The following is a 21,804-nucleotide window of genomic DNA, read 5'->3' as shown; positions in this document are numbered from 1 at the left end:
CTGTGTATTTTGATTCATAAAAAAAGCCCTTCAAATGAAGGGCTTTACTACACACAACAATCTATCTATTTAATTTAGCGTACCCTTACTTGCACTTAAGCGTAGCTTCATCTGCTTTGTTTGGTACAAATTTTATATCTGATACCGACACAGAGGCTTTACCTGAGCTGTGCAAACTAAATGGGCTTGTTAAACTCGCAAAATTTACGCCTTTATCAGCAAAGCATTTAAGGTCAATCGATACTGACTGCCATTTACTAAGTAAACTACTATCTACAACGTTAGCTAGGTTAATACTTTCACCACATTCACCTGAACACATTGCAAGTGAAAGTTCATTACCAAGCGCTTGATTCAGCTTTATGTCAAAACTAATTACGCCATTTGCTTCAACATAAGTAATAGTATCTTCAGCAAAGCTCGTTACTATTTCTGCGCTCGCTTTTTCACTACCGTTGAAATTAAACTGACGAGCATCTTCTTGTACAACCTTATCTTCAGTTCGGTATTTTATAGCGCCAAACTCATGGGTACTGCTCGACACATCTAACAATTCATCACCCGATTTGAGCAATAAGCGCCATGGCGCAACCGGTGCTCCCACTAAAATATCCATACTCGTCAGTGATGAATTATCTAATTGCGAATTTTCATCTAAATTATCCGCAAGTATATTTTTATCGCCATAGGTTAAACCAAAGCCATACGGTAATAGCGGCGAGTAATCTTCATCTCCCTTATTAACCGTTGTTTGAACTGCCGTTTTAGGCCATGAAAAAGAAAGTTTGCCTTTAAAATCATGGTTAACACTACCGTCGGCTGCTTTTAGTAGCACATCGGCAACACCACCGCCTTCAGTACCAGGTAACCATGCTGCTACAAATGCATCAGACGCATTAAGTTCACTGTTTACCCACATTGGACGACCAGAAATAAATACAGAAACAACGTTTATTCCTTGCGCTTTTAATGACTTTAACAGCGCTAACGATTTTTTATTGCCGCGCTCAAATTCAAGGTTATCTCTGTCACCATGACCTTCCGCGTAAGGTTCTTCACCAAATACAACAACGGCTACATCGGGTTTTTGCTCAAAAGAGCCATCATCACTGAGTGTAACTTTACCGCCTGCGGCAGTAACTTGCTCTTCTAAGCCTTTATAAATTGACGTGGCTCCTGGGAAGTCAGCATTTTTATTGTTAGTGCCCTGCCAAGTAATACTCCACCCACCAGACTGCTTACCGATATTATCGGCACCGTCACCGGTAATAAGTACATGTTGATTTGGCGAAAGCGGCAATAAGTCATTTTTATTTTTAAGAAGTACGAGTGACTCACGTACTGCTTGTCGTGCTACTTCACGGTGATCTTGTGCGCCAATTAATTCTGTTTTACCTGAATATAAACGGTTTGCTGGACTTGGCTTATCGAATAAACCCGCGCGTAGTTTTACACGCAATACACGTGCAACAGCATCGTCAATACGCGCCATGCTAATTTCGCCAGATTTAACTTGCGCTATGGTATTTTCATACAGTGGTTTCCAAGCGCCCGTTGGCACCATAAATATATCTAGCCCAGCATTAATAGCTTGTGGGCAGCTTTCGTTGGTACAGCCTTTTATTTGTCCATGTCCATTCCAGTCACCAACAACAAACCCGTCAAAACCCATGCGTGTTTTTAATACATCGGTCAGTAAATATTTATTACCATGATTTTTAACACCGTTCCAACTGTTAAACGACGCCATTACAGACTGACTACCCGCCGATAATCCACCCACATAACCTTGTGCATGAATATCAAATAACGATTGCTCACTGTCGATATTGTTACCTTGATCGTCACCATCAACAGTGCCGCCATCACCTAAAAAGTGCTTAACAGTACTAATTACTCGTTTATCACTTAAAAAGTCTTCATCGGCCTTACCTTGTAAGCCATTTACAATAGCTGCTGAATACTCACGCACTATTGCAGGGTCTTCAGAATAACCCTCATAGGTTCTACCCCAGCGATCGTCACGTACAACTGCAACGGTTGGCGCAAACACCCAATCAATACCTGTAGCCATAACCTCTACCGCGGTAACAGCTGCAATTTGTTCAATTAGTTCAGGATTATTAGCCGCACCTAAACCAATATTATGTGGAAATAATGTAGCACCAATCACATTATTATGACCATGCACTGCATCTGTTCCCCACATAGTAGGAATTTTGCTACCGTCTATTGAATCATCAACCGACGCTTGATACATTTTTTCAGCAAGGGCAACCCAATCTTGTGGAGTGGCATGTTTATCTCCATTAGGAAACGCCCCTCCACCATTTAAGTAAGAACCAAAACCGTATTTACGCATATCTTCAACGGTAATATCACGTATTTCAGGCTGAATCATTTGCGCTACTTTTTGCTCAAGCGTCATTGAGTTTAAATAACTCACTATTTGTGCTTCTATCTCTGCATCTTTTTTAACCGCAATATTGAGCTTGGGCCATATTTGTTCAGCACTAGCGTGCGCTTTTGTAGTATCAGCTTGATTAGTATTGTCGTTTGAACAAGCTGTTAATGTTGTCACTGAGGCAACCAATGTTGCTAATGCAATTTTATTGAGCGTAAAACGTGTGTTCATTATAAAGTCTCCTTAGCTTGAACGGGTTTGCTGCCACTTAAGCCGTAAAATACGATGAATAGATAACATAAAATTGGTAAAGCATACGAAAGTTGAACCCCAACACTATCAGCAAGTGCACCTTGTAAAAGCGGCACAATTGCACCGCCTACAATTGCCAAACACAAAATGCCCGAACCTTGCGCTGTGTGCTTGCCTAAGCCATTTAGTGCAAGGCTAAAAATAGTAGGAAACATAATGGAGTTAAATAATCCAACTAATAATATTGACCACATTGCTAACTGACCAGATGTGCTCATGGCAATAACCACTAAAATAATAGCCATGGTTGCATTAAAACCAAGCACTTTACCGGCAGGAAGTTTTTGCATTACAGCCGCGCCAATAAAACGCCCAACCATTGCACCGCCAAAATAATATGTAATGTAATGAGCCGCGACATGTTCTTTTAATCCAGCAATATTTTCTTGCGCTAAAAAGCTAACTAAAAAACTACCAATCGCAACTTCCGCGCCCACATACATGAATATGCCTACTGCACCCAAAACAAGGTGGCGATATTGCCATGCACTCCCTTCAATGGTGTCTGATTTCTCGGCAGCTTCTTTTTGCTCGCTCATAATGTCTGGAAGCTTAAGCCATGCAAACACACCGGCTAATACAATTAGCATTGCAGCAAGCAGCAAGTAAGGAAGTTGAACTGATTCGGCATTTTGCGCCGGTGTTAAAAAAGCATCCGACGCTGAGCCTAGTATTAATAATGCACCAAAAGACGGTGCAACCGTGGTACCAAGCGCATTAAATGCCTGTGTTAGTGTCAAACGAGAAGACGCTGTTTTTGCAGGACCTAATAAGCTTACGTATGGGTTTGCAGATACCTGTAATAAAGTAATTCCGCTTGCTAAAACAAACAGCGCAAACAAAAATACAGGATAGTTATGCATTTGTGCCGCTGGATAGAATAATACACACCCAACTGCAGCAATTAGTAACCCGACAACAATGCCGTTTTTATAACCCAGCTTTTTCACAATAAGCCCGCTGGGTATAGACATTAAAAAGTAAGCACCAAAAAAACAAAACTGCACAAGCATAGCCTGCACGTATGTTAAATCGAATACCGCTTTTAAATGCGGGATTAGAATATCATTTAGGCAGGTAATAAAACCCCACATAAAAAATAGCGTTGTTAACGATGTAAGTGCAAATCCATAATTATTATCGCCTGTGTTTTGCGATTGTGTGTGTGTCGTTGTTGGTGCTGAACTAGCCATGTGCTCTCCGCAATTTATTATTATCGTTAACCTTCTATGTATTGTTAATAAATTGGCGGCTAAGCCATGCTATTAAAGAGTTGACCTGAAGGTTAATTAACATTAATCTTAAAAATGTAAGCGCTTTCACAGCTAATTAAATACGAACACGTAACATAATTCAACAATTTTTATTTTTTTATCAAGTCGAGAGTAAGCTACGAGGCAGTAAATATCGGCGCTAAAAGTGCAATTTAGGTTTTAAAAGGTTTGTAACTAATGACTAAAATATCTTTACCAACTTGTTCACCTCTATTAACAAAAGAGTTTATTTATGGTGTAGCAACAGCGTCTTTCCAAATAGAAGGTGGATCAACTCACCGTCTGCCATGTATCTGGGATACCTTTTGTGATACGCCAGGTAAAATAGCTGATAACTCAAATGGGCATGTTGCATGCGATCATTACAATAATTGGAAACAAGACATAGATTTAATCGAATCATTAGGAGTAGATGCTTACAGACTTTCTATTTCTTGGCCTCGTGTTATTACAAAAAGTGGTGAGCTTAACCCTGAAGGCGTAAAGTTTTACACCGACATCTTAGATGAACTGAAAAAGCGCAATATCAAAGCGTTTGTCACGTTATACCACTGGGATTTACCTCAACACCTCGAAGACGAAGGGGGGTGGTTAAATCGAGAAACAGCTTATGAGTTTGCTCACTATGTTGATTTAATTACCTTTGCATTCGGCGACCGAGTCCATTCATACGCTACCTTAAACGAACCCTTTTGCAGTGCTTTTTTAGGTTACGAAATTGGCATTCATGCGCCAGGTAAAGTGGGTAAACAATACGGGCGCAAAGCCGCCCACCATTTGTTATTAGCACATGGGCTTGCCATGACCGTATTAAAGCAAAACTCACCGACGACTTTAAACGGTATCGTGCTTAATTTTACTCCCTGTTATAGCATCTCTGAAGACGCTGATGACATTGCTGCAACAGCTTTTGCAGATGACTACTTAAACCAGTGGTACATGAAACCCATCATGGATGGTACATACCCAGCAATTATTGAACAATTACCGTCAGCACATCTGCCAGATATTCACGATGGTGACATGGCTATTATTTCGCAATCAATTGATTATTTAGGTATTAACTTTTACACCCGTCAATTTTATAAAGCGCACCCTACTGAAATATATGAGCCAATAGAGCCTACTGGCCCGCTAACCGATATGGGCTGGGAAATTTACCCTAAGTCGTTTACAGAGTTATTAGTCACACTTAACAATACCTATACCCTACCGCCTATTTTTATTACTGAAAATGGCGCAGCTATGCCCGACAGCTATAATAATGGTGAAATCAATGATGTAGATCGACTAGACTACTACAACAGTCACCTAAATGCCGTTCACAATGCAACAGAACAAGGCGTTAGAATAGATGGCTATTTTGCCTGGAGTCTAATGGATAACTTTGAATGGGCAGAAGGTTACTTAAAAAGATTTGGTATAGTTTATGTAGATTACAGCACACAGCAACGTACTATAAAAAATAGTGGCCTAGCCTATAAAGCATTAATCTCAAATAGATAAAAAAACGTATTTATTAACGCAACTAAAAAAACATAAAGCGAGATAAAGCAACCATGGTTAGTGTAAAAGAAAAAATAGCCTACGGATTAGGCGACACCGCCAGTAATATTATTTTCCAAACGGTAATGATGTTCCTAATGCTTTACTATACCGACGTGGTGGGCTTATCCCCCGCCGTTGTTGGTACTATGTTTTTAGCTGTTCGCATTTTTGACGCCGTAACCGACCCCCTAATGGGCAACCTAGCTGATAAAACACATACTCGATGGGGGCATTTTCGCCCTTATCTACTATGGCTTGCGCTCCCTTTTGCCATTATTAGTATTTTAGCGTTTACTACACCAGACTTAGAAGGCACTGACAAAATAATCTATGCCTTTAGCACCTATACCTTACTGATGGTTGCTTACACTGCTATTAATATACCTTATTGCGCACTCGGTGGCGTGTTAACCGCAGACGCAAAAGAACGTGTCACTATTCAATCGTACCGTTTTGTATTTGGGATGCTTGGTGGTGTTATTGTTGCTGGATGCACCATGCCAATGGTTGAATACTTTGGCCAGGGCGATAACGCTAAAGGTTACCAGCTAACCATGACCGCCATGAGTATTTTAGGCCTTGTGCTGTTTTTACTTTGCTTTTTAGGCACCAAAGAACGTATTCAACAACCCAAAGAACAAAACATCCCTTTTGCTAAAAGTATTCAAGCCCTAGTAAAAAACGATCAATGGCGTACCTTGTGTATTGCTGCATTTTTCTTGCTGACTGGCCAAGTACTTAGGCTAACTCTGGCGGTTTATTACGTCAAATACTACCTCGGTCGGGAAGATTTAATTACTCTATTTATGACCCTAGGTGTAGTTGCTAGTATGATAGGTTGCGCAGTTGCACAGCCTCTAGCTGCGCGTTTTTGCAAAATAAAGGCCTACATCAGCTTACAACTTATCGCTGCAACTATTTGTGGATTTAGCTACTTTATTGGGAGTGAACAACTGGTTCTCGCGTTTGCTGCTTTTATTCTATGGAAATTCTTTTTAGATATGGCGACCCCACTCCTATGGGCAAAAATGGCTGACACCATAGATTATGGTCACGAAGTAACGGGATTACGGATTACGGGCTTAGTTTACTCCGGTGTTATATTTTTTATTAAGATGGGTGTTGCTGTTGGAGGTGCCATTGCGGGTTGGTTATTATCATTTTACAGTTATCAGGCTGATGTGACGCAAACAATGAGTACTCAGCAGGGTATTTTACTGTCGTTTACTGTACTACCAGCCCTAGGATCCCTTTTTGTAGCATACACAATGAAAAAATATACATTAACTAACCAGGTTGTTGAAAATATTCAATCAAAGCTAACCACAGTCAACAACACTAAGGTATGATTTAGCTGATTAAGTTAAGGGTGAAAGCGAGTCAATAAGTAACATGGCAACAATTTATCAAGTATCAGAGCTTGCAGGTGTATCGTTAGCTACCGTCTCTCGGGTAATGAACAAAAATACAAAAGTAAGTGATAAAACAACTAAAAAAGTACTCGATGCAATGCAAACATTGGGTTACAAACCTAACTCAATAGCCCAATCTTTAGCATCAAACTGCACTAACAGTGTTGGTATTTTAGTATCTGAATTACATGGTCCTTTCTTCGCCCAAATGATGGCAGGGATTGAGTCTGAGCTTAGAGCTGCCGGTAAACACGTTATTATTACAACCGGCCACAGTGAAGAAGATAAAGAAAAAGAAGGCATCGACTTTTTAATTAGCAGGCGCTGCGACGCCATAATTTTGCATGTTGAAGCAGTGACCGACGAATACCTGATATCGCTCAGTAGAGGCACAACGCCTGTTTATTTAATGAGCCGCTACGTCGAAGAACTCAAAGAGCACTGCATTAGCTTAGACAATAAACTAGGAGGTTATTTAGCAACTAAATCGGTGTTAGAACAAGGCCATACCGAAATTGCTTATATTGCAGGTCCTCAGTTTAAGGCCGATGCTGCAAACCGTTTAGCTGGCCATAAACAAGCCCTTGAAGAAGCCAATATAACGTTTGACCCATCGCTTTATTTTGAAGGTGATTTTAACGAAACTGGGGGAAGTTCAGCGCTTGAGCACCTCATTAATAGTAAGCTAAATTTTACCGCTCTTGTGTGCGCAAACGACGAGATGGCCTCCGGTGCAATGAAATATGCCCGAGAGCACGGCTATCACCTACCCAACGATTTATCGATAGTCGGATTTGATAACGTAATATTTGCAAACTACCTCTACCCGACACTGACAACGATTGATAATCCGGTAGCTAAAATGGGTGAAATGGCCGCAAAACTTGTTCTTAAAGACGTATACCAAACAAAAAATATTAAAATAAATCGTTTTTTTGAACCCACACTTATGCAGCGTGACTCTTCAGCGCCACTAAAATAAAAAAGCGGCTAATGCCGCTTTTTTGTATTTCATTGCAACGTTTACCGTTACTTTGCAATCCAGGGAGTGACTTTGAATACATTACTAATTTCACCGAACGATTGGCTATCCTCTTCCCAATTATCGTCAACATCAAAATAACAAATCGATTCCTCGCAGGTTACGTTTTCATCATTAATGCTTATTGGGTTTTTAAAGGTAACCGCTACACCTTTTTGCTCAGGTAATAAAAACCACATTAGCTTACTAACAAAAAAGCCTGACAAATCCGTTAGTAATTCGTCTAGCTCCTCGTTAATGGTGTATAACGCATGTTTTGAGAAAGCTAAATCGTCAAATTCGTTAGCTTCTATTTGTAGCTTTAACTGGCAGTCATGCTCAGGGTTTTGTGGCTCGATGACAATAACGGCTTTATCTGAATCAAGTTGCTTATCAAAAGGCAACAACAGCTGTGCGCTATCTGTGAAGTTAAGCGGATACTCGTTATTCTCTGTTAAAATGGTTCCGTTTTTTATTGCGCATGCCTCGTTAGTAGCAATGTCGCTTATATAAAAGTTGACACGGGCATATTGAAAATCCCCTTTATTAACTACTTTTAAACGGTCATAAAACCCATCGTACGACATTACAAACTCTCTGGCGTTGGTGTTAAATGCACTTAAGCTCAACAAGAAAAGTAAACTCGCGTAAAAGTAACCTGTCATATATTTATTCATCAAAATAAGCTCTGTTTTGTCTAATCATCGTATTTAACTCCTCAATGTATGCCTCGCCTCGTTCAGAGTAAGACATCAAACCATGAGTTAGTTTGGTTGCTAATACTGGTTTTTTTTCACGGCGCAGGTTTTCACGTATGCCCCGTAACTCTTTATAAGCGCCATGAGTATTTATATTTCTAAAATAAGAGCTTACCGCAGCACGAACCGATTTAAATGCAGCGACTTCATGCGCTGCTCCAGTGTTACGGCGTTTTGGCACCATACCGCAGCCTTTTGAGTAACACCACTGACCAAAAAAATTCAGGCCAATTTGAGCAAATCGCGAGGTGCCCCAAGCCGACTCATTAGCAGCTTGCATTAGCGCCATTTCTTTAGGAATAATATCAACACGGCGTAAAGCCTGAGTTAGCACAAGTGTGTTAACCGTTTCAGGTAAACCATATTGCTTGAGTATTTTAACAATATCTTTATTTTGTTTTTCTTCAAGCGATAGGTTGTTTTCAACCATCATGCGGGCTATTTCTAACTTGGCACGTTGTTGTAATATTTTTTTATTTTCAGCCTCAACATGGGGACGGATAAAATCAAAAAATGCGCGTTTTTTCTCTTTTACATCCGTAAATTCAGAAAATTTAGGCAACGTGACATTGTGTAACGGCTTTTCTTTTTTCTTCACTTTTTTAGCTTGTTCACTGGTGGTTTGATCTGCGCTATCGGTTTCATCACTTTGTACAAACGGGTACGCAAGCGCCCATATAAAAAGGATGGCTAACAAAAACTGAAAGATAATCTTAAGCATGTATTGTCTCATTCAAACAACTATTTATGTATGGTAACTACACACACATACGAACCTTCATTATACCTAAGCCACTATATAAACGCGAATTACAAAAATATGTTCATTCGCAATTTATAAGTGCATGGGTATACTAAGCACTAAACAGGTTAAATAGTGGTTTAGCAGTATGGACAAAGTTTGGCAAAGTAGAATAATAGAGCAATATAAACACAGACCTAACGACAACCGTTCACCTTGGCAGGTTGACCGCTCAAGAATCATTCATGCCGCTGCGTTTAGGCGCTTACAAGCTAAAACACAAATTATGGGGATTGGCCTAAACGATTTTTATCGTACCCGCCTTACCCATTCGTTAGAGGTGTCACAAATTGGCACAGGTATTTTAAGGCACTTAAAGACACAACATAGTGATTTTAACCATTTCCCATCAACCGGTTTACTCGAAACACTCTGTTTGGCTCACGATATTGGCCACCCACCATTTGGCCACGGAGGTGAAATTGCCCTTAACTATATGATGCGAGACCATGGTGGCTTTGAAGGAAACGCTCAAACTTTACGAATAGTTGCTAAGCTAGAGCCCTACAGTAATGGCTATGGTATGAACCTTACACGCCGAACATTACTCGGGTTTATTAAATACCCAGCGTTTATAAACGAGTTGTGGCACACAATACCCGATACGCATGACTCACGTGCTTTTATCAAAGCCGATGATTGGCGCCCAGCAAAAGGGTTATACCAAGACGACGCACACATATTTGACTGGATTGTCGAACCATTAAGCCAAAACGACAGAACGTTATTAAATACTCACGCAACAATAGATAAACACCGCGCTAAAACACTTTATAAATCCCTTGACAGCGCCATAATGGAACATGCCGACGATATAGCATACGCCGTGCACGATTTAGAAGACGCCATTGCAACTCATGTTTTAACATTAGATGACTGGCAATCACATGCATTACCTCACTTGCAAGCGCTTAATTTTGACTGGCTAAATAGCTTACTTGAAACGTTAACATCTCGACTTTTTTCAAAAAATGATTTTGAACGAAAAGACGCCATAGGTGAGCTGGTGAACACCTTCATCATTCATATTCATTTAGACATACAACACGAGGCATTTGAATGCCCTATTTTAAAATACACTGCTAAGTTGCACCCAGAGTATGAAAACGTACTACACATACTCAAGCACTTTGTATTTCAACGCTTAATTCGCGACCCTGAAATGCAACAAATTGAGTTTAAAGGGCAAAACCTACTGATTGAATTATTTACAGCGTTTGCAAGCGATCCGCTTCGTTTGCTACCCGAAACAACGCAAGCGCAATATATTGAGGCTCAAAAACATAATCAAGGCATGCGCATTATTTGTGACTACTTAAGTGGTATGAGTGATGAATACGCATATAAAACCTATCAGCGATTATTTTTGCCTGCGCAGTAGTTAATAAGTAGGTTTTTGACTCCAAAATAAAGTTAATAAAAAAGCCGAGTAAATTTACTCGGCTTTTGTACTTTAAAACAAGGTAACGTTAACGCGTTTTATAGCTCTTTTACACCCATGTTATATAGCGTAAAACCAAACATATCTGCGTATAAATCTATAACTTTGCTGGTTGGTGTGCCCGCACCATGACCCGCATTTGTTTCAATACGAATAAGTGTAGGGTTATTTCCAGCCTGCTTAGCTTGTAATTCAGCAGCAAATTTAAATGAATGAGATGGTACCACACGATCATCGTGATCACCGGTTGTTACCATAGTGGCAGGATATTCAACGCCCGCTTTAACGTTATGCAATGGCGAGTAAGCTTTTATATATTCAAACATTTCTTTACTTTGCTCACTAGTACCGTAGTCGTATGCCCAACCAGCACCCGCTGTAAATGTGTGGTAACGTAGCATATCAAGTACGCCTACCGCTGGTAATGCAACTTGAAATAAGTCAGGTCGCTGCGTCATCACCGCACCTACTAATAAACCACCATTTGAACCACCGCGCAGTGCTAAACGCTTTTTAGAGGTGTACTTTTTATCTTTTAAGTACTCTGCAGCGGCAATAAAGTCGTCAAACACGTTTTGTTTTTGCATTTTTGTACCAGCGTTATGCCAGTCTTTACCGTATTCACCACCACCACGAATATTAGCAACGGCATACACCCCACCTTGCTCAAGCCAAAGCGCGTTAACGGGGCTAAAACTTGGCGTCAAACTTACATTAAAACCACCGTAACCGTATAAAATGGTTGGGTTTGAACCGTCTAATTTTATACCCGTTTTATAAGTGATGATCATTGGCACTTTTGTACCGTCTTTTGAGGTATAAAAAACTTGCTCAGAGGTGTAATCGTTACTATTGAAATCGATTGCCGATTCACGATAAACCTTTGACTCGCCTGAGCTTACATCAAACGAAAAAGTAGTCCCCGGAGTTTTATAGTTAGTAAACGAGTAATAAAGCGTTGTTTGATCTTTTTTACCGCGAAAACCACGTGCACTCCCTACGCCGGGTAAGTTAATTTCACGGATTAAGTCACCTTGCTTGTTGTATTGCTTAACCTGCGAAATTGCATCCACCATGTAATTAGCAAAAAAGGTATTCCCGCCTTTGCTTAGGTTAAGTACGTTATCGGTCTCTGGAATAAAATCGACCCAATTTTCAGGCGCTGGGTTATTTGCATTTACCGTAACCACTTTTTTGTTTGGTGCGTTTAAATTTGTAACTAAGTAGAGCGTATCGCCATCGTTATCAATCACAGATGTATCTGAATCTGCGTTACCAACAACAGTAATAAAATCACTGTTTTCTTTACTTAAGTCTTTTATAAACAGCTTGTTTCCAGACGTTGAAACACTGGCCGAAATTAGCAAGTACTTGCCATCATGTGTCACATCGGCGCCAACGTAACGATGCTTTTGCGCCTCGCTGTCACCAAATACAACGCGGTCGTCATTCTGCGATGTACCTAAAGCATGGTAATACACTTTATGTTGATCTGTTTTAGCCGACAGCTCACTTCCTTTTGGCTTATCGTAGCTAGAGTAGTAAAATCCTTCATTACCTAGCCAATCAATACCACTAAATTTCACATCAACTAAAGCTTGCTCTACTTGCTCTTTAGTCGTTGTATTAATTACGATAATTTTACGCCAATCACTACCACCTTCAGAAACTTGATACGCTAATAAACTGCCATCTTCAGAAAACGACAAACCCGACATAGACGTTGTGCCATCGTCGCTAAATTTATTAGGATCTAAAAATACCTCTGGCGCTTCATCGCCTTTGCTGCGGTATAAAACATATTGATTTTGTAAGCCATCGTTTTTGTAAAAGTAGGTGTAGCCGCCCTCTTCAAATGGCGCACCTATTTTTTCGTAATTCATTAGTTTTTCAAGGCGCTCTTTGAGCTTGTTTCTGTAAGGGATTTGTTCTAAGTATGAAAAAGTAGCCGTATTTTGCGCTTTTACCCAATCAGCAGTCTCTGCACTCATATCGTCTTCTAACCAACGATAAGGGTCGGCAACGTTTTCTCCAAAATAGGTATCAACTACATCACCTTTTTTGGTTTCGGGATACACGACTGAGTTAACTTGATTCATAGATGATTTTACTTCTTTTTGATCTGATGTATTGGTTGGCTCTGAACAGCCACTGAGTGCCAATAATACAGCACATGCAAGAGTACGTTTGAGTAACATAATTTGTGTTCTTTTTATTGATTAAGTAGTAGGAATAACTTATGAGTTTTTTAAGCTTATGTCTATTAAGATGCGTTAAGTGCCATTTATCGCTGTAAACAAGTGTAAACTTACGCTTTAATAGTAAAAACATATAATAAAAATAAAGCGTGATTTATGGAAAAACAAGAACCCACTTTCAACAGTTTTAAAACTTTTTACCCTTATTATTTAAAGGAGCATCGCAACGTAACCTGCAGGCGTTTGCATTTTATAGGTAGCCTATTAGTACTTATGGTCATTATTACCGCATTATTAAGTCAAAAATTTGCGCTATTGTGGCTGCTACCCGTTATTGGCTATGGCTTTGCGTGGGTTGGGCATTTCTTTTTTGAAAAAAACCGACCAGCTACGTTTAAACACCCATTTTATAGTTTGTGGGGAGACTGGGTTATGTTTAAAGATATACTAACTGGAAAAATAAAATTTTAATAAAGTTATTTGCACCAAAAAGCCACCTTAATTAGGTGGCTTTTTGGTGCAAATAACGTGGGTATTTAACGCTATACCACTTTAGTTAACCATCCATGTTTGTCTTCGCTTTTACCCCATTGAATGTCGTTCAATGCTTGGCGCAGACGTGCAGTAGTTGGCCCTGGCTCTCCTGTGCCTACTTTATATTCTTTATCGTTATGAATAAACGTTCCCACTGCCGTTAATACCGCAGCAGTACCTGAAAGCGCAGCTTCTGTGCCTGGTTTTGCAGCACGCTCTAAAAGTTCAGTCACTGTAAAATTACGTTCGCTCACAGTCATGCCTAAATCTTTAGCAATCGTTAAAATACTATTACGCGTTACGCCGTGTAAAAAGGTGGAGTCGAGCGCTTTGGTTATAATTTCGTTGCCATCAATCAAAATAAAGTTTGCAGCGCCCGTTTCTTGTACATCACCACCTGGGCAAAATAATATTTGATCTGCTTGATACTGTTTACGTGCAGCGCTAATTGGGCCAAGTGCACTGGCGTAGTTACCACCGCTTTTAACCATACCCATATGAGGTGCGCAGCGCATACCATCTTCCTCAAGTAACACACGTAATGCCGTAGCACCACCGGCAAAATAATCACCTACTGGCGAAAGTAAAGTGTACAGCAATGAGCTCATTGAAGGAGCTGCCGCTTTACCAATTGCCGCTTCTGTGCCTATATGTGTTGGGCGAATATACATAGAGCCAGGCGGTAATGGGGTTTCATCGGCATATTGGCGAACAATATCAATAATCATCGTTTTAAGCATATCGCCATCAAAACTTGGTAAGCTTAAAAGTGCAGAGCTTTGCTGCATACGTGCTATGTTTGCATCCATTCTAAAAATATAAACAGACCCATCTTCATGACGAAATGCTTTTAAGCCCTCAAAACAGGTGCTTGAATAATGAAGAACGTGTGCACCAGCATGAAACTCAAGCTTATCGCATGGAACAACTGAGGTTTCGCCCCATTGATTATCTGAAAAACGAGCTTGAATCATCTGTGGCATAAACACAGTACCAAATGCGGCCATTTTTTATCTCTCTTGTGTGGTCTATTTTTCTCCATTGTATGACAATCACGCATCAATTAACCATAGCTAAAGTAACGGATTTTTAATTAACAATAAGAAAAAACCAAACGCACTGTATGTTTATTAAGCACAACAGCAAAAAACCGGCATATGCGCTTACACATGCCGGTTTATGTTTTAGCTTTTAAAGCGCTTAATGCACCCTATCACTATTTAAATGAGTATCTAATAATTCGCTTTAACACCGAGCCGTATTGTTTAAAAAATCCGCCAGTGTGGTAATCAATCCCGTGCTTTTGCATAACTGCCTGTACCTGAGGTGCAACCTCTTGATATCGCGACGACGGCATATCAGGAAATAAGTGGTGCTCAATCTGGCAGCTCAAATGGCCCGTTAAAATATGAAACCAGTTTGCCCCTTTAATATTAGACGAGCCCAATACTTGACGATAATACCACTGGCCTTGGGTTTCGTTTACGCAGTCTTGTTCTTTGAATGTTTCGGTTTCTTCGGTAAAGTGGCCACAAAATATAATTGTTGATGTCCATAAGTTACGAAGCAAATTTGCCACTAAATTACCCGCTAACACCCATAAAAACAGTGGCCCTGCAAGTAATGGGAAGATCACATAATCTTTAATTAACTGGCGAGCGCCTTTACTAAAAAAACGCTGCTTTAAAGTGGCATGCGATACACCCCCTTCACGATTTTCTTTCTTTTTACCTATAAAAACACGCTCTGCTGCCAGCTCATGGTATGACACACCCCACTGAAACAGGACGCTTAAATTTATGTAAGTAAAAAACTGCCACACATTTTTAAAACGCCACTTAAAATCATCACTCAAACGTAACAACCCGTAGCCAAAATCACGGTCTTTTCCAATAATGTTAGTGTATGTGTGGTGCTCAAAATTATGAACCCGATGCCAGCTTTGGCCATCGCAGGCTATGTCCCATTCGTATTGCTGAGAGTTAAGCTGTTTGTCGTTCATCCAATCGTATTGACCATGCATAACATTGTGGCCAATTTCCATATTATCGAGAATTTTAGCCAAGGCCAGTAACAAAACACCGGCAACCCAAAGTAAAGGCTGAATAAATCCAAGCATTAATAGTATTCGCCCACTCCACTCACATAGTCTTTGCTTTCGAACGACAGAGCGAATGTAGTCAGCATCTTTTTGCCCTACTTTAGCAAGCGTATTCATTTTTATAGTATCTAAATCGCTTGTAAGCTGATCAAAGTTTATGTTTTTCATAATTGTAACTCCAAGTCACTCACCGGTTGGCTTATACAAAGTTGGATTAATTGCTCACCGTTGTCTGACATTTCACCTGTTTTTAAATTACGTACTATTCCCGACTTTTTAATACATTGGCACTGATGGCAAATACCAATTCCGCAGCCACGCTTTACCGGTAATTTTTTAACTTCAAACTGGCTAAGTAGTACATCATTTCCTTCAACTATATGAGCTTGGCTGTTTACCTTTACAGTAAACTGATCTTCATTGTTTACTTTGGGTAACGCTAAACCAAATGCTTCTTGGTAATAATTAAGATCATGTTTTTGAGCAAACGCTTGTACCGTTTGCATAAACCCTAGCGGCCCACAGCAATATATATCTGGATTCTCCCAATGTTTAATATTGCTAGTAATGTCGCTCGACTGCTCACGAGTTAATAATAAAAATGAAAAATGACTAAATTGTGTGGCTAATTCACGCAACTCATCAACACACTGATGTTCGCCCGATTTTGCGTAATACACTAAATTTATTGCTTTGGTTGTTTGCGCTAAATAATCGTCAAGCATTGCTAGCATCGGCGTTATACCAGACCCACCAGCTATTAATGTGGCAGGAGTATGTGTATTTTTAAATACAAACTCACCCGTTGCAGCAGATATGTTGCACCATGTTCCCGCTTTTGCTTTGTTATTTAATAAACCAGTAAATCGTCCTTGTTCGCTTGTTTTAATTAACAAACGTATAAATCCCGTTTCGTTGAAATATTTAACGCTTGAAGCAACTGTAAAAACGCGCGTTAATAATCGTCCATTCATTTCAATGGTCAAACTAACATGCTGCCCTGCGGTATGTGCGGGCCATTGTTTGCTTGGTTTTAGCTGCAAACTCAAAAATTCACCATTTAATGATTCTGAACTCATTAGTTGCGCTCTAAATTGCCCTGCACGCCAAGCAGGTTTAAACACTTGCATTATTGGCTCTATGTAGCCTGCAAACGTTTGATGGTGTAAAAACCACGTTGAAAATTGGTTTAATGCCTGCGTAAACATTGTAATAAAATCTCTATATTGGTTTATTGCTCAATGGTTTGCACGAACTGGGTGTTAGCACAAATCAGAACCTTAACTATTTGAGCCTACAAGTGTACGCTCAAACTTCAGCGCACAAGTGTACGCTGAAAATTCAAGTTTTCAACCCTAATAGAGTGTTTATTCCATTATTTTTGTTAAAAACTACGAACAAAAAACAAACTAAACTCAATTTATAAACGTATTTCAAAACTAAATAAAATATAAAAAATACTTTACTGAGTGAGCTAACTATTTCTAATACTGTGTGAGTGATATATGTAACTAGCTAAAATTAAAGCATTTTCACTTATCGCAACGCTTAGCAAATTTTTACAGCTCGTGCTAACGTAAACCTAATTTGATTAATTTTGGAAAATAACATGCTCAATATAAAATCAAAAAAATATACACATTCTTTTAAGGGTGCCGTGCTAACAGCCGCTTTATTGACGCTGCCTACAATGTCAGTAAATGCAGTTGATTTTAAAAAGCTGCCGAGTTTGCCGCTTAATGTAAAAGCAGTAGACGTTTCAGAAGGTGTAAGTATTCCTTGGGCAATCGAAGCACTATCAAATGGTGATTTATTAATTACGGAGCGAAGTGGAAAACTATTTTTATTACGTAAAAACACCTCAACGCTTATTCAAGTAAAAGGATTGCCCGATATAGATGCTAACGGCCAAGGCGGTTTACTTGATTTAGCACTGCATACCGATAATAAAAATAGTCAATGGCTTTACCTTACTTACTCAAGCGCTGAAGGCAAAGGCAGTGGTAGTAACACTGCATTAATGCGCGCAAAATTAAGTGATGACCATACTCAGCTATTAGAGCCGCACGTTTTATACAAAGGTGAGCATAACAGTACAAAAGGTCAGCACTACGGCAGTCGTATTGTGTTTGATAAACAAGGTTATGTTTATTTTTCGATCGGGGATCGTGGCTCGCGCGACCTAAACCCGCAAGATCTTAGCCGTGATGGGGGCAAAATTTATCGTCTTCATTTAGATGGTCGTATTCCAACAGATAATCCCTTTGTAAAACAAACAGACGCTAAACACGCTGTTTGGTCTTACGGACATCGAAACCCGCAAGGTATGTGGTTTGACGCTGAAAATAATCGTCTTTGGGCACATGAGCATGGCCCCCGAGGTGGCGACGAACTTAATTTAATAAAATCAGGATTAAACTACGGATGGCCAGTAGTTAGCTATGGCGTAAATTATAGCGGCACGTCATTTACAGACCTGCAAACAAAAGACGGCATGCAATCGCCAACATCACAATGGACTCCATCTATAGCACCATCAGATATGCTATTCGTCACCAGCGACAAATACCCTAAATTAAAAGGTAAAGTGTTGTTATCGTCTATGAAGTTTTCGTTTTTAAGCGCACTTACGCTTGAAAACGATACACTAAAAAGCCAAGAAAAAATATTAGAGGGCATTGGCCGCGTAAGAAGTTTAGCGCAAGGTGAAGATGGCTACATTTACTTGGGACTAGATGGCCAAGGTATTAAACGCTTAGAGCCTGAGCTATAAAACCGTTTAGTAAGCGCAGCATAGTAAATAATTCACTTACCTTGTTTTAATTTAACAAGGTAAGTGCCTTACTGCCAAAAGAACTTTTTAGCTGTTTGTAGCGTATGGTAGTGCTATCACTTTTATAAAATTAAGCGAGTCCCATGTTTTCGATATTCAAATCAGACCCTACAAAAAAATTACGTAAAGAGTACGACGCCAAATTAGAGCAAGGCATGCAAGCTCAGCGTAAAGGCGACATTAAAAGCTACGCCATGTTAAGTGAAGAAGCCGAAAAAATCTGGAGTGAAATAGAAGCGCTTGAGGCAAAAAAAGCCAAGTGAATTCGTATTAAACGTGTCTGCCCGTTTCAAAGCAGGTAGGCGCGTTTACCAATTATTCATCACCTCCTTTTTACAGCTACCTCCCGCAAAAAACCTACCTTTTTAATAGTCTTACACGAACAATTGTATTTAAAGTAGTTACTTATATTACCGTTGCCATTTTTTAGAGGTGGTAAAATGGTTTAAAAAAGCTTTTGCTTTTCATTTTAAATTTTTAATTACTGCATTTACTAAAGCGATGGCGTTTTTCCTCCTAAGTCAGAAAGTGAGGACACTTTCCCCTTTTCTGCCTGTTGTTAATTAACAGCCCGACTTAAAGTTTAATACTCGCAATGTGTTACAGGATTTGTTATTAATATTAAAAATAAATAAGAGGACATACATTGCTCATAAAAAGAGGAAAGTGTCCTCTGATAAAGTTGTTAGTTGCGATGGATCCATTACAGAAACTTGCTGAACGAAATAGAAAGCACGCTGAAATAAATAAAAAAGAGCGCAGGGAAAATCTAAAGCTTTATCCCATAGCATTGCTCTTTTATTTTCTCTATTTTGGTGGGTATTATTTTTACTTTTCCAATGAAGAGCAATTTCTTAGTTTCGAGTTTTGGAAATTAACCAAACAAGTTTGGCTCATTTCTATGGTTACAATTGGCGGGATTGGTTCTATATTTTTTAGTGCAAGTTTAGCTATTTTAATTTGGTTAAATATATTCGTAAAAGAGCTTGGTGCTAAAGTTAATTTATTTCGCTCTGGTATATTTTCGGTAATATCAATATCTATCAGTTATTCGTTTTTTCTTTTTGCTAAGTGGCTAAATATTTTCATTATTGAAAATAATAAAAATATTTATGAGTTTCTCAGCGTAGATTTTCCAGGTATGGTGTTCATGGTCGAAACAGGCTTGTATTACATAGTTGGTATTATCTCAATGATTTTCTTGATGTTGTTTTTCTTTATAATCTCTATACCGTTTAAAGCTAAAAAACATGCTCAAAAATTCGCAACTAACAAGGCATTAAAATCGGATTCGTAACAGTTTGCTCGGTTCCACTTCGTTTCACATTTTAGCAAACTATTACTCACCGCTTAATGCGGCGTTAAAGCTCAAAACCAGAACGGAGTACTAAATGGGGAAAGGTAAAATTGGACGAAACGATCCCTGTTGGTGCGGTTCGGGAAAAAAGTACAAGAAATGTCATAGGGATAGAGAGAGCGAAAAACCAGTGGAACCATGGGATGCCGCTAAATCAATGCGGGATAAATTCTCTAAACGAATATGTTCAGCGCCAAAGAGCCTGCATGGCGAATGTGCAAAAAAGATAGTTAAGGCCCACACCGTAGCAAGAAGCTCAAGCCTAAAAGCCATCGCGGTAGATGGCCATGTTTTAGGAATCAAGTTAGGGTTAGAAAGCCTTCAGAAACATAATGGAAAAATCCGTCCTGAAAAAATAGGTATCAACAGCGCCTCTACGTTTACTGGTTTCTGCGCAAAACACGATGATCAACTTTTTTCTTGCTTAGAAAAGGAGGTATTCACAAAATCAGAGGAACAATGCTTCAAGCTCGCTTTTCGTTCATTTGCTAGAGAGTATTATACGAAGTCGGCCTTAGTAGATATGTATGAAGTAAATGCTGACCTAGATAAAGGGAAGCCTGCCTATAGGCAGGCCGAAATACAGGAGCAGGCATTCTTCACGAATATTGGGGCAGAAGCAGGACTGCGGGACAATATCTATCAGAAAGAGAGATTTGATAAAGGCATAGAAAGGAATGACTATAGTGATATACGGGCTGTTGTAATCGAGTATACAAATCCATTTCCAGTTCAAGTTAGTGGTTCAGTTAATCCAGACTTCGGCTTTGATAACACTAAACTTCAAGATTTATCTGATCTTGAAGTGGTTCCTGACTTACTATCATTTACATCATTTTATGATGGGCATAAGAGTTATATTGTTCTGTCGTGGTTGGAGCATTGTCACAATACCTGCATAACCTTGGTGAAGTCGCTTATGTCTAAATCAAAAGAAGACATTTCAACGTACTTAGCGCAATACATATTCAGTAATTTTGAAAACTACTTTCTCTCACCAACGTGGTGGGACGGGCTAAGCAGTGATGATAAAGAAAGCATTGTTGAAATATCCCATGACAATGTAAATATGTTCGTAGAACCTCATGGAAATAGTATATCTAATAAAATACTAAATACATTATTGCCTGAGCCAGAGAAAATTGAGTATGTTAATTGGCAAAGGTGAGCAAAGCTTTAACAAAGCCAGCCAGAGGGACTTCCGCACTGCGTGCTCCAGCCCCTGCTGGCGGCGTTAGGTAGCAAGGATGATTGTCAGACACATTATTGAAGACGTTGAATCAGTCTTCGAATCACTTCCAGAATCACAAGAGTTTGATTTAGCTTTTGCGTGCTACGCTGAAGACGGGTCGGGAAATATCGAATTTCGCACAATTGAAGCATTTCATTGGGACGATGATGAAGAGTTTTTCTTAGTTCCTAGTGGTTGTGCTCAGCATTACTCTTTAGATCCAATACAATATAAAGCTAAGCAGTTTTTAGATGAACTAAAGAACAAAATTCACGACGAAATTGAAGAATATTGTGCATATGCGAGAGCGCGTATAAAAATTGCGAAAGATGGTTCTGTTGTTTCACTTAATTCGCCTTTGTGGGGAACTGGCTATCACGAGCAAGAGCAGCTTTTGTATTTTTATCATGGGAAGCAACCAAGTGACGCTACCTAACAAGCGCCTGAATTCGCTCGGACAATTAACAACGGGTTATTGTCGCTGGCGCTCAATAATTTTAACCCATTGTCAATTTGCCGCTTAGGCGGGCGTTGGTATGACTCCCACTGTCAAGTTAAACGCACTGATCCTTGCCTAA

The 21,804-nt window shown here is 39.5% G+C and carries 18 protein-coding genes; 10 read left to right on the top strand and 8 right to left on the bottom strand.

The genetic code is table 11. The features are described 5' to 3' along the window. Positions 1 to 85: 85 nt before the first annotated feature. On the bottom strand, positions 86 to 2,635 hold the full coding sequence (locus RF53_RS05155; RefSeq protein ID WP_039036829.1) for a glycoside hydrolase family 3 protein: 2,550 nt from the start codon (positions 2,633 to 2,635) through the stop codon (positions 86 to 88). Further along, positions 2,635 to 3,909, bottom strand: a complete 1,275-nt coding sequence (locus RF53_RS05150; protein ID WP_006792235.1) for a sugar MFS transporter — start codon at positions 3,907 to 3,909, stop codon at positions 2,635 to 2,637. Before RF53_RS05150 ends, RF53_RS05155 begins: the two co-directional genes overlap by 1 nt. A 258-nt stretch (positions 3,910 to 4,167) precedes the next feature. Between RF53_RS05150 and RF53_RS05145 the strand changes: the two genes are divergently transcribed. The 3 genes from RF53_RS05145 to RF53_RS05135 are packed head-to-tail and all read left to right on the top strand — an operon-like array spanning position 4,168 to position 7,932. Continuing rightward, positions 4,168 to 5,496: a GH1 family beta-glucosidase gene (locus RF53_RS05145; RefSeq protein WP_039036828.1), complete on the top strand. Its 1,329-nt coding sequence runs from the start codon at positions 4,168 to 4,170 to the stop codon at positions 5,494 to 5,496. A gap of 53 nt (positions 5,497 to 5,549) precedes the next feature. Beyond that, positions 5,550 to 6,887 carry a glycoside-pentoside-hexuronide (GPH):cation symporter gene (locus RF53_RS05140; protein ID WP_008127441.1) on the top strand — a complete coding sequence of 446 codons (1,338 nt, stop codon included), beginning with the start codon at positions 5,550 to 5,552 and terminating at the stop codon, positions 6,885 to 6,887. 43 nt (positions 6,888 to 6,930) lie between these two features. Then, complete coding sequence (locus RF53_RS05135) at positions 6,931 to 7,932, top strand: LacI family DNA-binding transcriptional regulator (RefSeq protein WP_039036827.1); 1,002 nt, start codon at positions 6,931 to 6,933, stop codon at positions 7,930 to 7,932. 47 nt (positions 7,933 to 7,979) lie between these two features. Here the strand turns inward: RF53_RS05135 and RF53_RS05130 are convergent, their stop codons facing one another. Together RF53_RS05130 and RF53_RS05125 are read right to left on the bottom strand one after the other, a co-directional pair. Further along, positions 7,980 to 8,648 (bottom strand): DUF2987 domain-containing protein, encoded by a 669-nt coding sequence (locus tag RF53_RS05130; RefSeq protein ID WP_039036826.1) that lies wholly within the window; start codon positions 8,646 to 8,648, stop codon positions 7,980 to 7,982. Continuing rightward, a complete protein-coding gene (locus RF53_RS05125) occupies positions 8,641 to 9,450 on the bottom strand; it encodes a glucosaminidase domain-containing protein (RefSeq protein WP_039036825.1) in 810 nt (269 codons plus the stop codon). The genes RF53_RS05130 and RF53_RS05125 overlap by 8 nt, the downstream gene beginning before the upstream one ends. Before the next feature lie 169 nt (positions 9,451 to 9,619). Between RF53_RS05125 and RF53_RS05120 the strand changes: the two genes are divergently transcribed. Further along, positions 9,620 to 10,912, top strand: coding sequence for an anti-phage deoxyguanosine triphosphatase (locus RF53_RS05120; RefSeq protein ID WP_039036824.1), 1,293 nt, complete (start codon positions 9,620 to 9,622; stop codon positions 10,910 to 10,912). Positions 10,913 to 11,010: 98 nt separating this feature from the next. Here RF53_RS05120 and RF53_RS05115 read toward each other — a convergent pair whose 3' ends face one another. Then, positions 11,011 to 13,170 (bottom strand): prolyl oligopeptidase family serine peptidase, encoded by a 2,160-nt coding sequence (locus RF53_RS05115; RefSeq protein WP_039036823.1) that lies wholly within the window; start codon positions 13,168 to 13,170, stop codon positions 11,011 to 11,013. A 156-nt stretch (positions 13,171 to 13,326) separates the two neighbouring features. On the opposite strand from RF53_RS05115, the gene RF53_RS05110 reads away from it, so the two are divergent. Then, positions 13,327 to 13,641, top strand: coding sequence for a DUF962 domain-containing protein (locus RF53_RS05110; protein ID WP_039036822.1), 315 nt, complete (start codon positions 13,327 to 13,329; stop codon positions 13,639 to 13,641). Between the two features lie 71 nt (positions 13,642 to 13,712). On the opposite strand, the gene RF53_RS05105 is transcribed toward RF53_RS05110, so the two are convergent. From RF53_RS05105 to RF53_RS05095, 3 genes are all read right to left on the bottom strand, one after another. After that, positions 13,713 to 14,711, bottom strand: coding sequence for a branched-chain amino acid aminotransferase (locus RF53_RS05105; RefSeq protein ID WP_006792244.1), 999 nt, complete (start codon positions 14,709 to 14,711; stop codon positions 13,713 to 13,715). Positions 14,712 to 14,920: 209 nt separating this feature from the next. Beyond that, positions 14,921 to 15,973 (bottom strand): fatty acid desaturase family protein, encoded by a 1,053-nt coding sequence (locus RF53_RS05100; RefSeq protein WP_039036821.1) that lies wholly within the window; start codon positions 15,971 to 15,973, stop codon positions 14,921 to 14,923. Beyond that, the gene (locus tag RF53_RS05095) at positions 15,970 to 17,013 is read right to left on the bottom strand and encodes a ferredoxin reductase (protein ID WP_039036820.1); all 1,044 of its coding nucleotides are present in this window, start codon (positions 17,011 to 17,013) and stop codon (positions 15,970 to 15,972) included. Before RF53_RS05095 ends, RF53_RS05100 begins: the two co-directional genes overlap by 4 nt. A gap of 401 nt (positions 17,014 to 17,414) precedes the next feature. Here RF53_RS05095 and RF53_RS05090 point away from each other — a divergent pair, with 401 nt between their 5' ends. The 5 genes from RF53_RS05090 (at position 17,415) to RF53_RS05070 (ending at position 21,662) form a co-directional block, all read left to right on the top strand. Continuing rightward, positions 17,415 to 18,578 carry a PQQ-dependent sugar dehydrogenase gene (locus RF53_RS05090; RefSeq protein ID WP_039036819.1) on the top strand — a complete coding sequence of 388 codons (1,164 nt, stop codon included), beginning with the start codon at positions 17,415 to 17,417 and terminating at the stop codon, positions 18,576 to 18,578. Positions 18,579 to 18,721: 143 nt separating this feature from the next. Next, positions 18,722 to 18,901: a DUF6435 family protein gene (locus RF53_RS05085; RefSeq protein WP_010557371.1), complete on the top strand. Its 180-nt coding sequence runs from the start codon at positions 18,722 to 18,724 to the stop codon at positions 18,899 to 18,901. Between the two features lie 383 nt (positions 18,902 to 19,284). Further along, positions 19,285 to 19,935, top strand: a complete 651-nt coding sequence (locus RF53_RS05080) for a hypothetical protein (RefSeq protein WP_039036818.1) — start codon at positions 19,285 to 19,287, stop codon at positions 19,933 to 19,935. Positions 19,936 to 20,029: 94 nt separating this feature from the next. Continuing rightward, entirely contained in the window at positions 20,030 to 21,163 is a 1,134-nt protein-coding gene (locus RF53_RS05075; RefSeq protein WP_039036817.1) for a YecA family protein, read from the top strand. Positions 21,164 to 21,242: 79 nt separating this feature from the next. Then, a complete protein-coding gene (locus RF53_RS05070; protein ID WP_039036816.1) occupies positions 21,243 to 21,662 on the top strand; it encodes a hypothetical protein in 420 nt (139 codons plus the stop codon). The last annotated feature ends 142 nt before the right edge of the window (positions 21,663 to 21,804 follow it).

The organism is Pseudoalteromonas sp. ECSMB14103 (assembly GCF_000813065.1).
Lineage (GTDB): Bacteria > Pseudomonadota > Gammaproteobacteria > Enterobacterales > Alteromonadaceae > Pseudoalteromonas > Pseudoalteromonas marina.
This window is presented reverse-complemented; position numbering and strand designations above follow the sequence as displayed.

Coding starts and splice junctions, on each gene's coding strand:
- RF53_RS05155 (WP_039036829.1), bottom strand. CDS start 2,635: ATGAACACACGTTTTACGCTCAATAAAATTGCATTAGCAACATTGGTT.
- RF53_RS05150 (WP_006792235.1), bottom strand. CDS start 3,909: ATGGCTAGTTCAGCACCAACAACGACACACACACAATCGCAAAACACA.
- RF53_RS05145 (WP_039036828.1), top strand. CDS start 4,168: ATGACTAAAATATCTTTACCAACTTGTTCACCTCTATTAACAAAAGAG.
- RF53_RS05140 (WP_008127441.1), top strand. CDS start 5,550: ATGGTTAGTGTAAAAGAAAAAATAGCCTACGGATTAGGCGACACCGCC.
- RF53_RS05135 (WP_039036827.1), top strand. CDS start 6,931: ATGGCAACAATTTATCAAGTATCAGAGCTTGCAGGTGTATCGTTAGCT.
- RF53_RS05130 (WP_039036826.1), bottom strand. CDS start 8,648: ATGAATAAATATATGACAGGTTACTTTTACGCGAGTTTACTTTTCTTG.
- RF53_RS05125 (WP_039036825.1), bottom strand. CDS start 9,450: ATGCTTAAGATTATCTTTCAGTTTTTGTTAGCCATCCTTTTTATATGG.
- RF53_RS05120 (WP_039036824.1), top strand. CDS start 9,620: ATGGACAAAGTTTGGCAAAGTAGAATAATAGAGCAATATAAACACAGA.
- RF53_RS05115 (WP_039036823.1), bottom strand. CDS start 13,170: ATGTTACTCAAACGTACTCTTGCATGTGCTGTATTATTGGCACTCAGT.
- RF53_RS05110 (WP_039036822.1), top strand. CDS start 13,327: ATGGAAAAACAAGAACCCACTTTCAACAGTTTTAAAACTTTTTACCCT.
- RF53_RS05105 (WP_006792244.1), bottom strand. CDS start 14,711: ATGGCCGCATTTGGTACTGTGTTTATGCCACAGATGATTCAAGCTCGT.
- RF53_RS05100 (WP_039036821.1), bottom strand. CDS start 15,973: ATGAAAAACATAAACTTTGATCAGCTTACAAGCGATTTAGATACTATA.
- RF53_RS05095 (WP_039036820.1), bottom strand. CDS start 17,013: ATGTTTACGCAGGCATTAAACCAATTTTCAACGTGGTTTTTACACCAT.
- RF53_RS05090 (WP_039036819.1), top strand. CDS start 17,415: ATGCTCAATATAAAATCAAAAAAATATACACATTCTTTTAAGGGTGCC.
- RF53_RS05085 (WP_010557371.1), top strand. CDS start 18,722: ATGTTTTCGATATTCAAATCAGACCCTACAAAAAAATTACGTAAAGAG.
- RF53_RS05075 (WP_039036817.1), top strand. CDS start 20,030: ATGGGGAAAGGTAAAATTGGACGAAACGATCCCTGTTGGTGCGGTTCG.
- RF53_RS05070 (WP_039036816.1), top strand. CDS start 21,243: ATGATTGTCAGACACATTATTGAAGACGTTGAATCAGTCTTCGAATCA.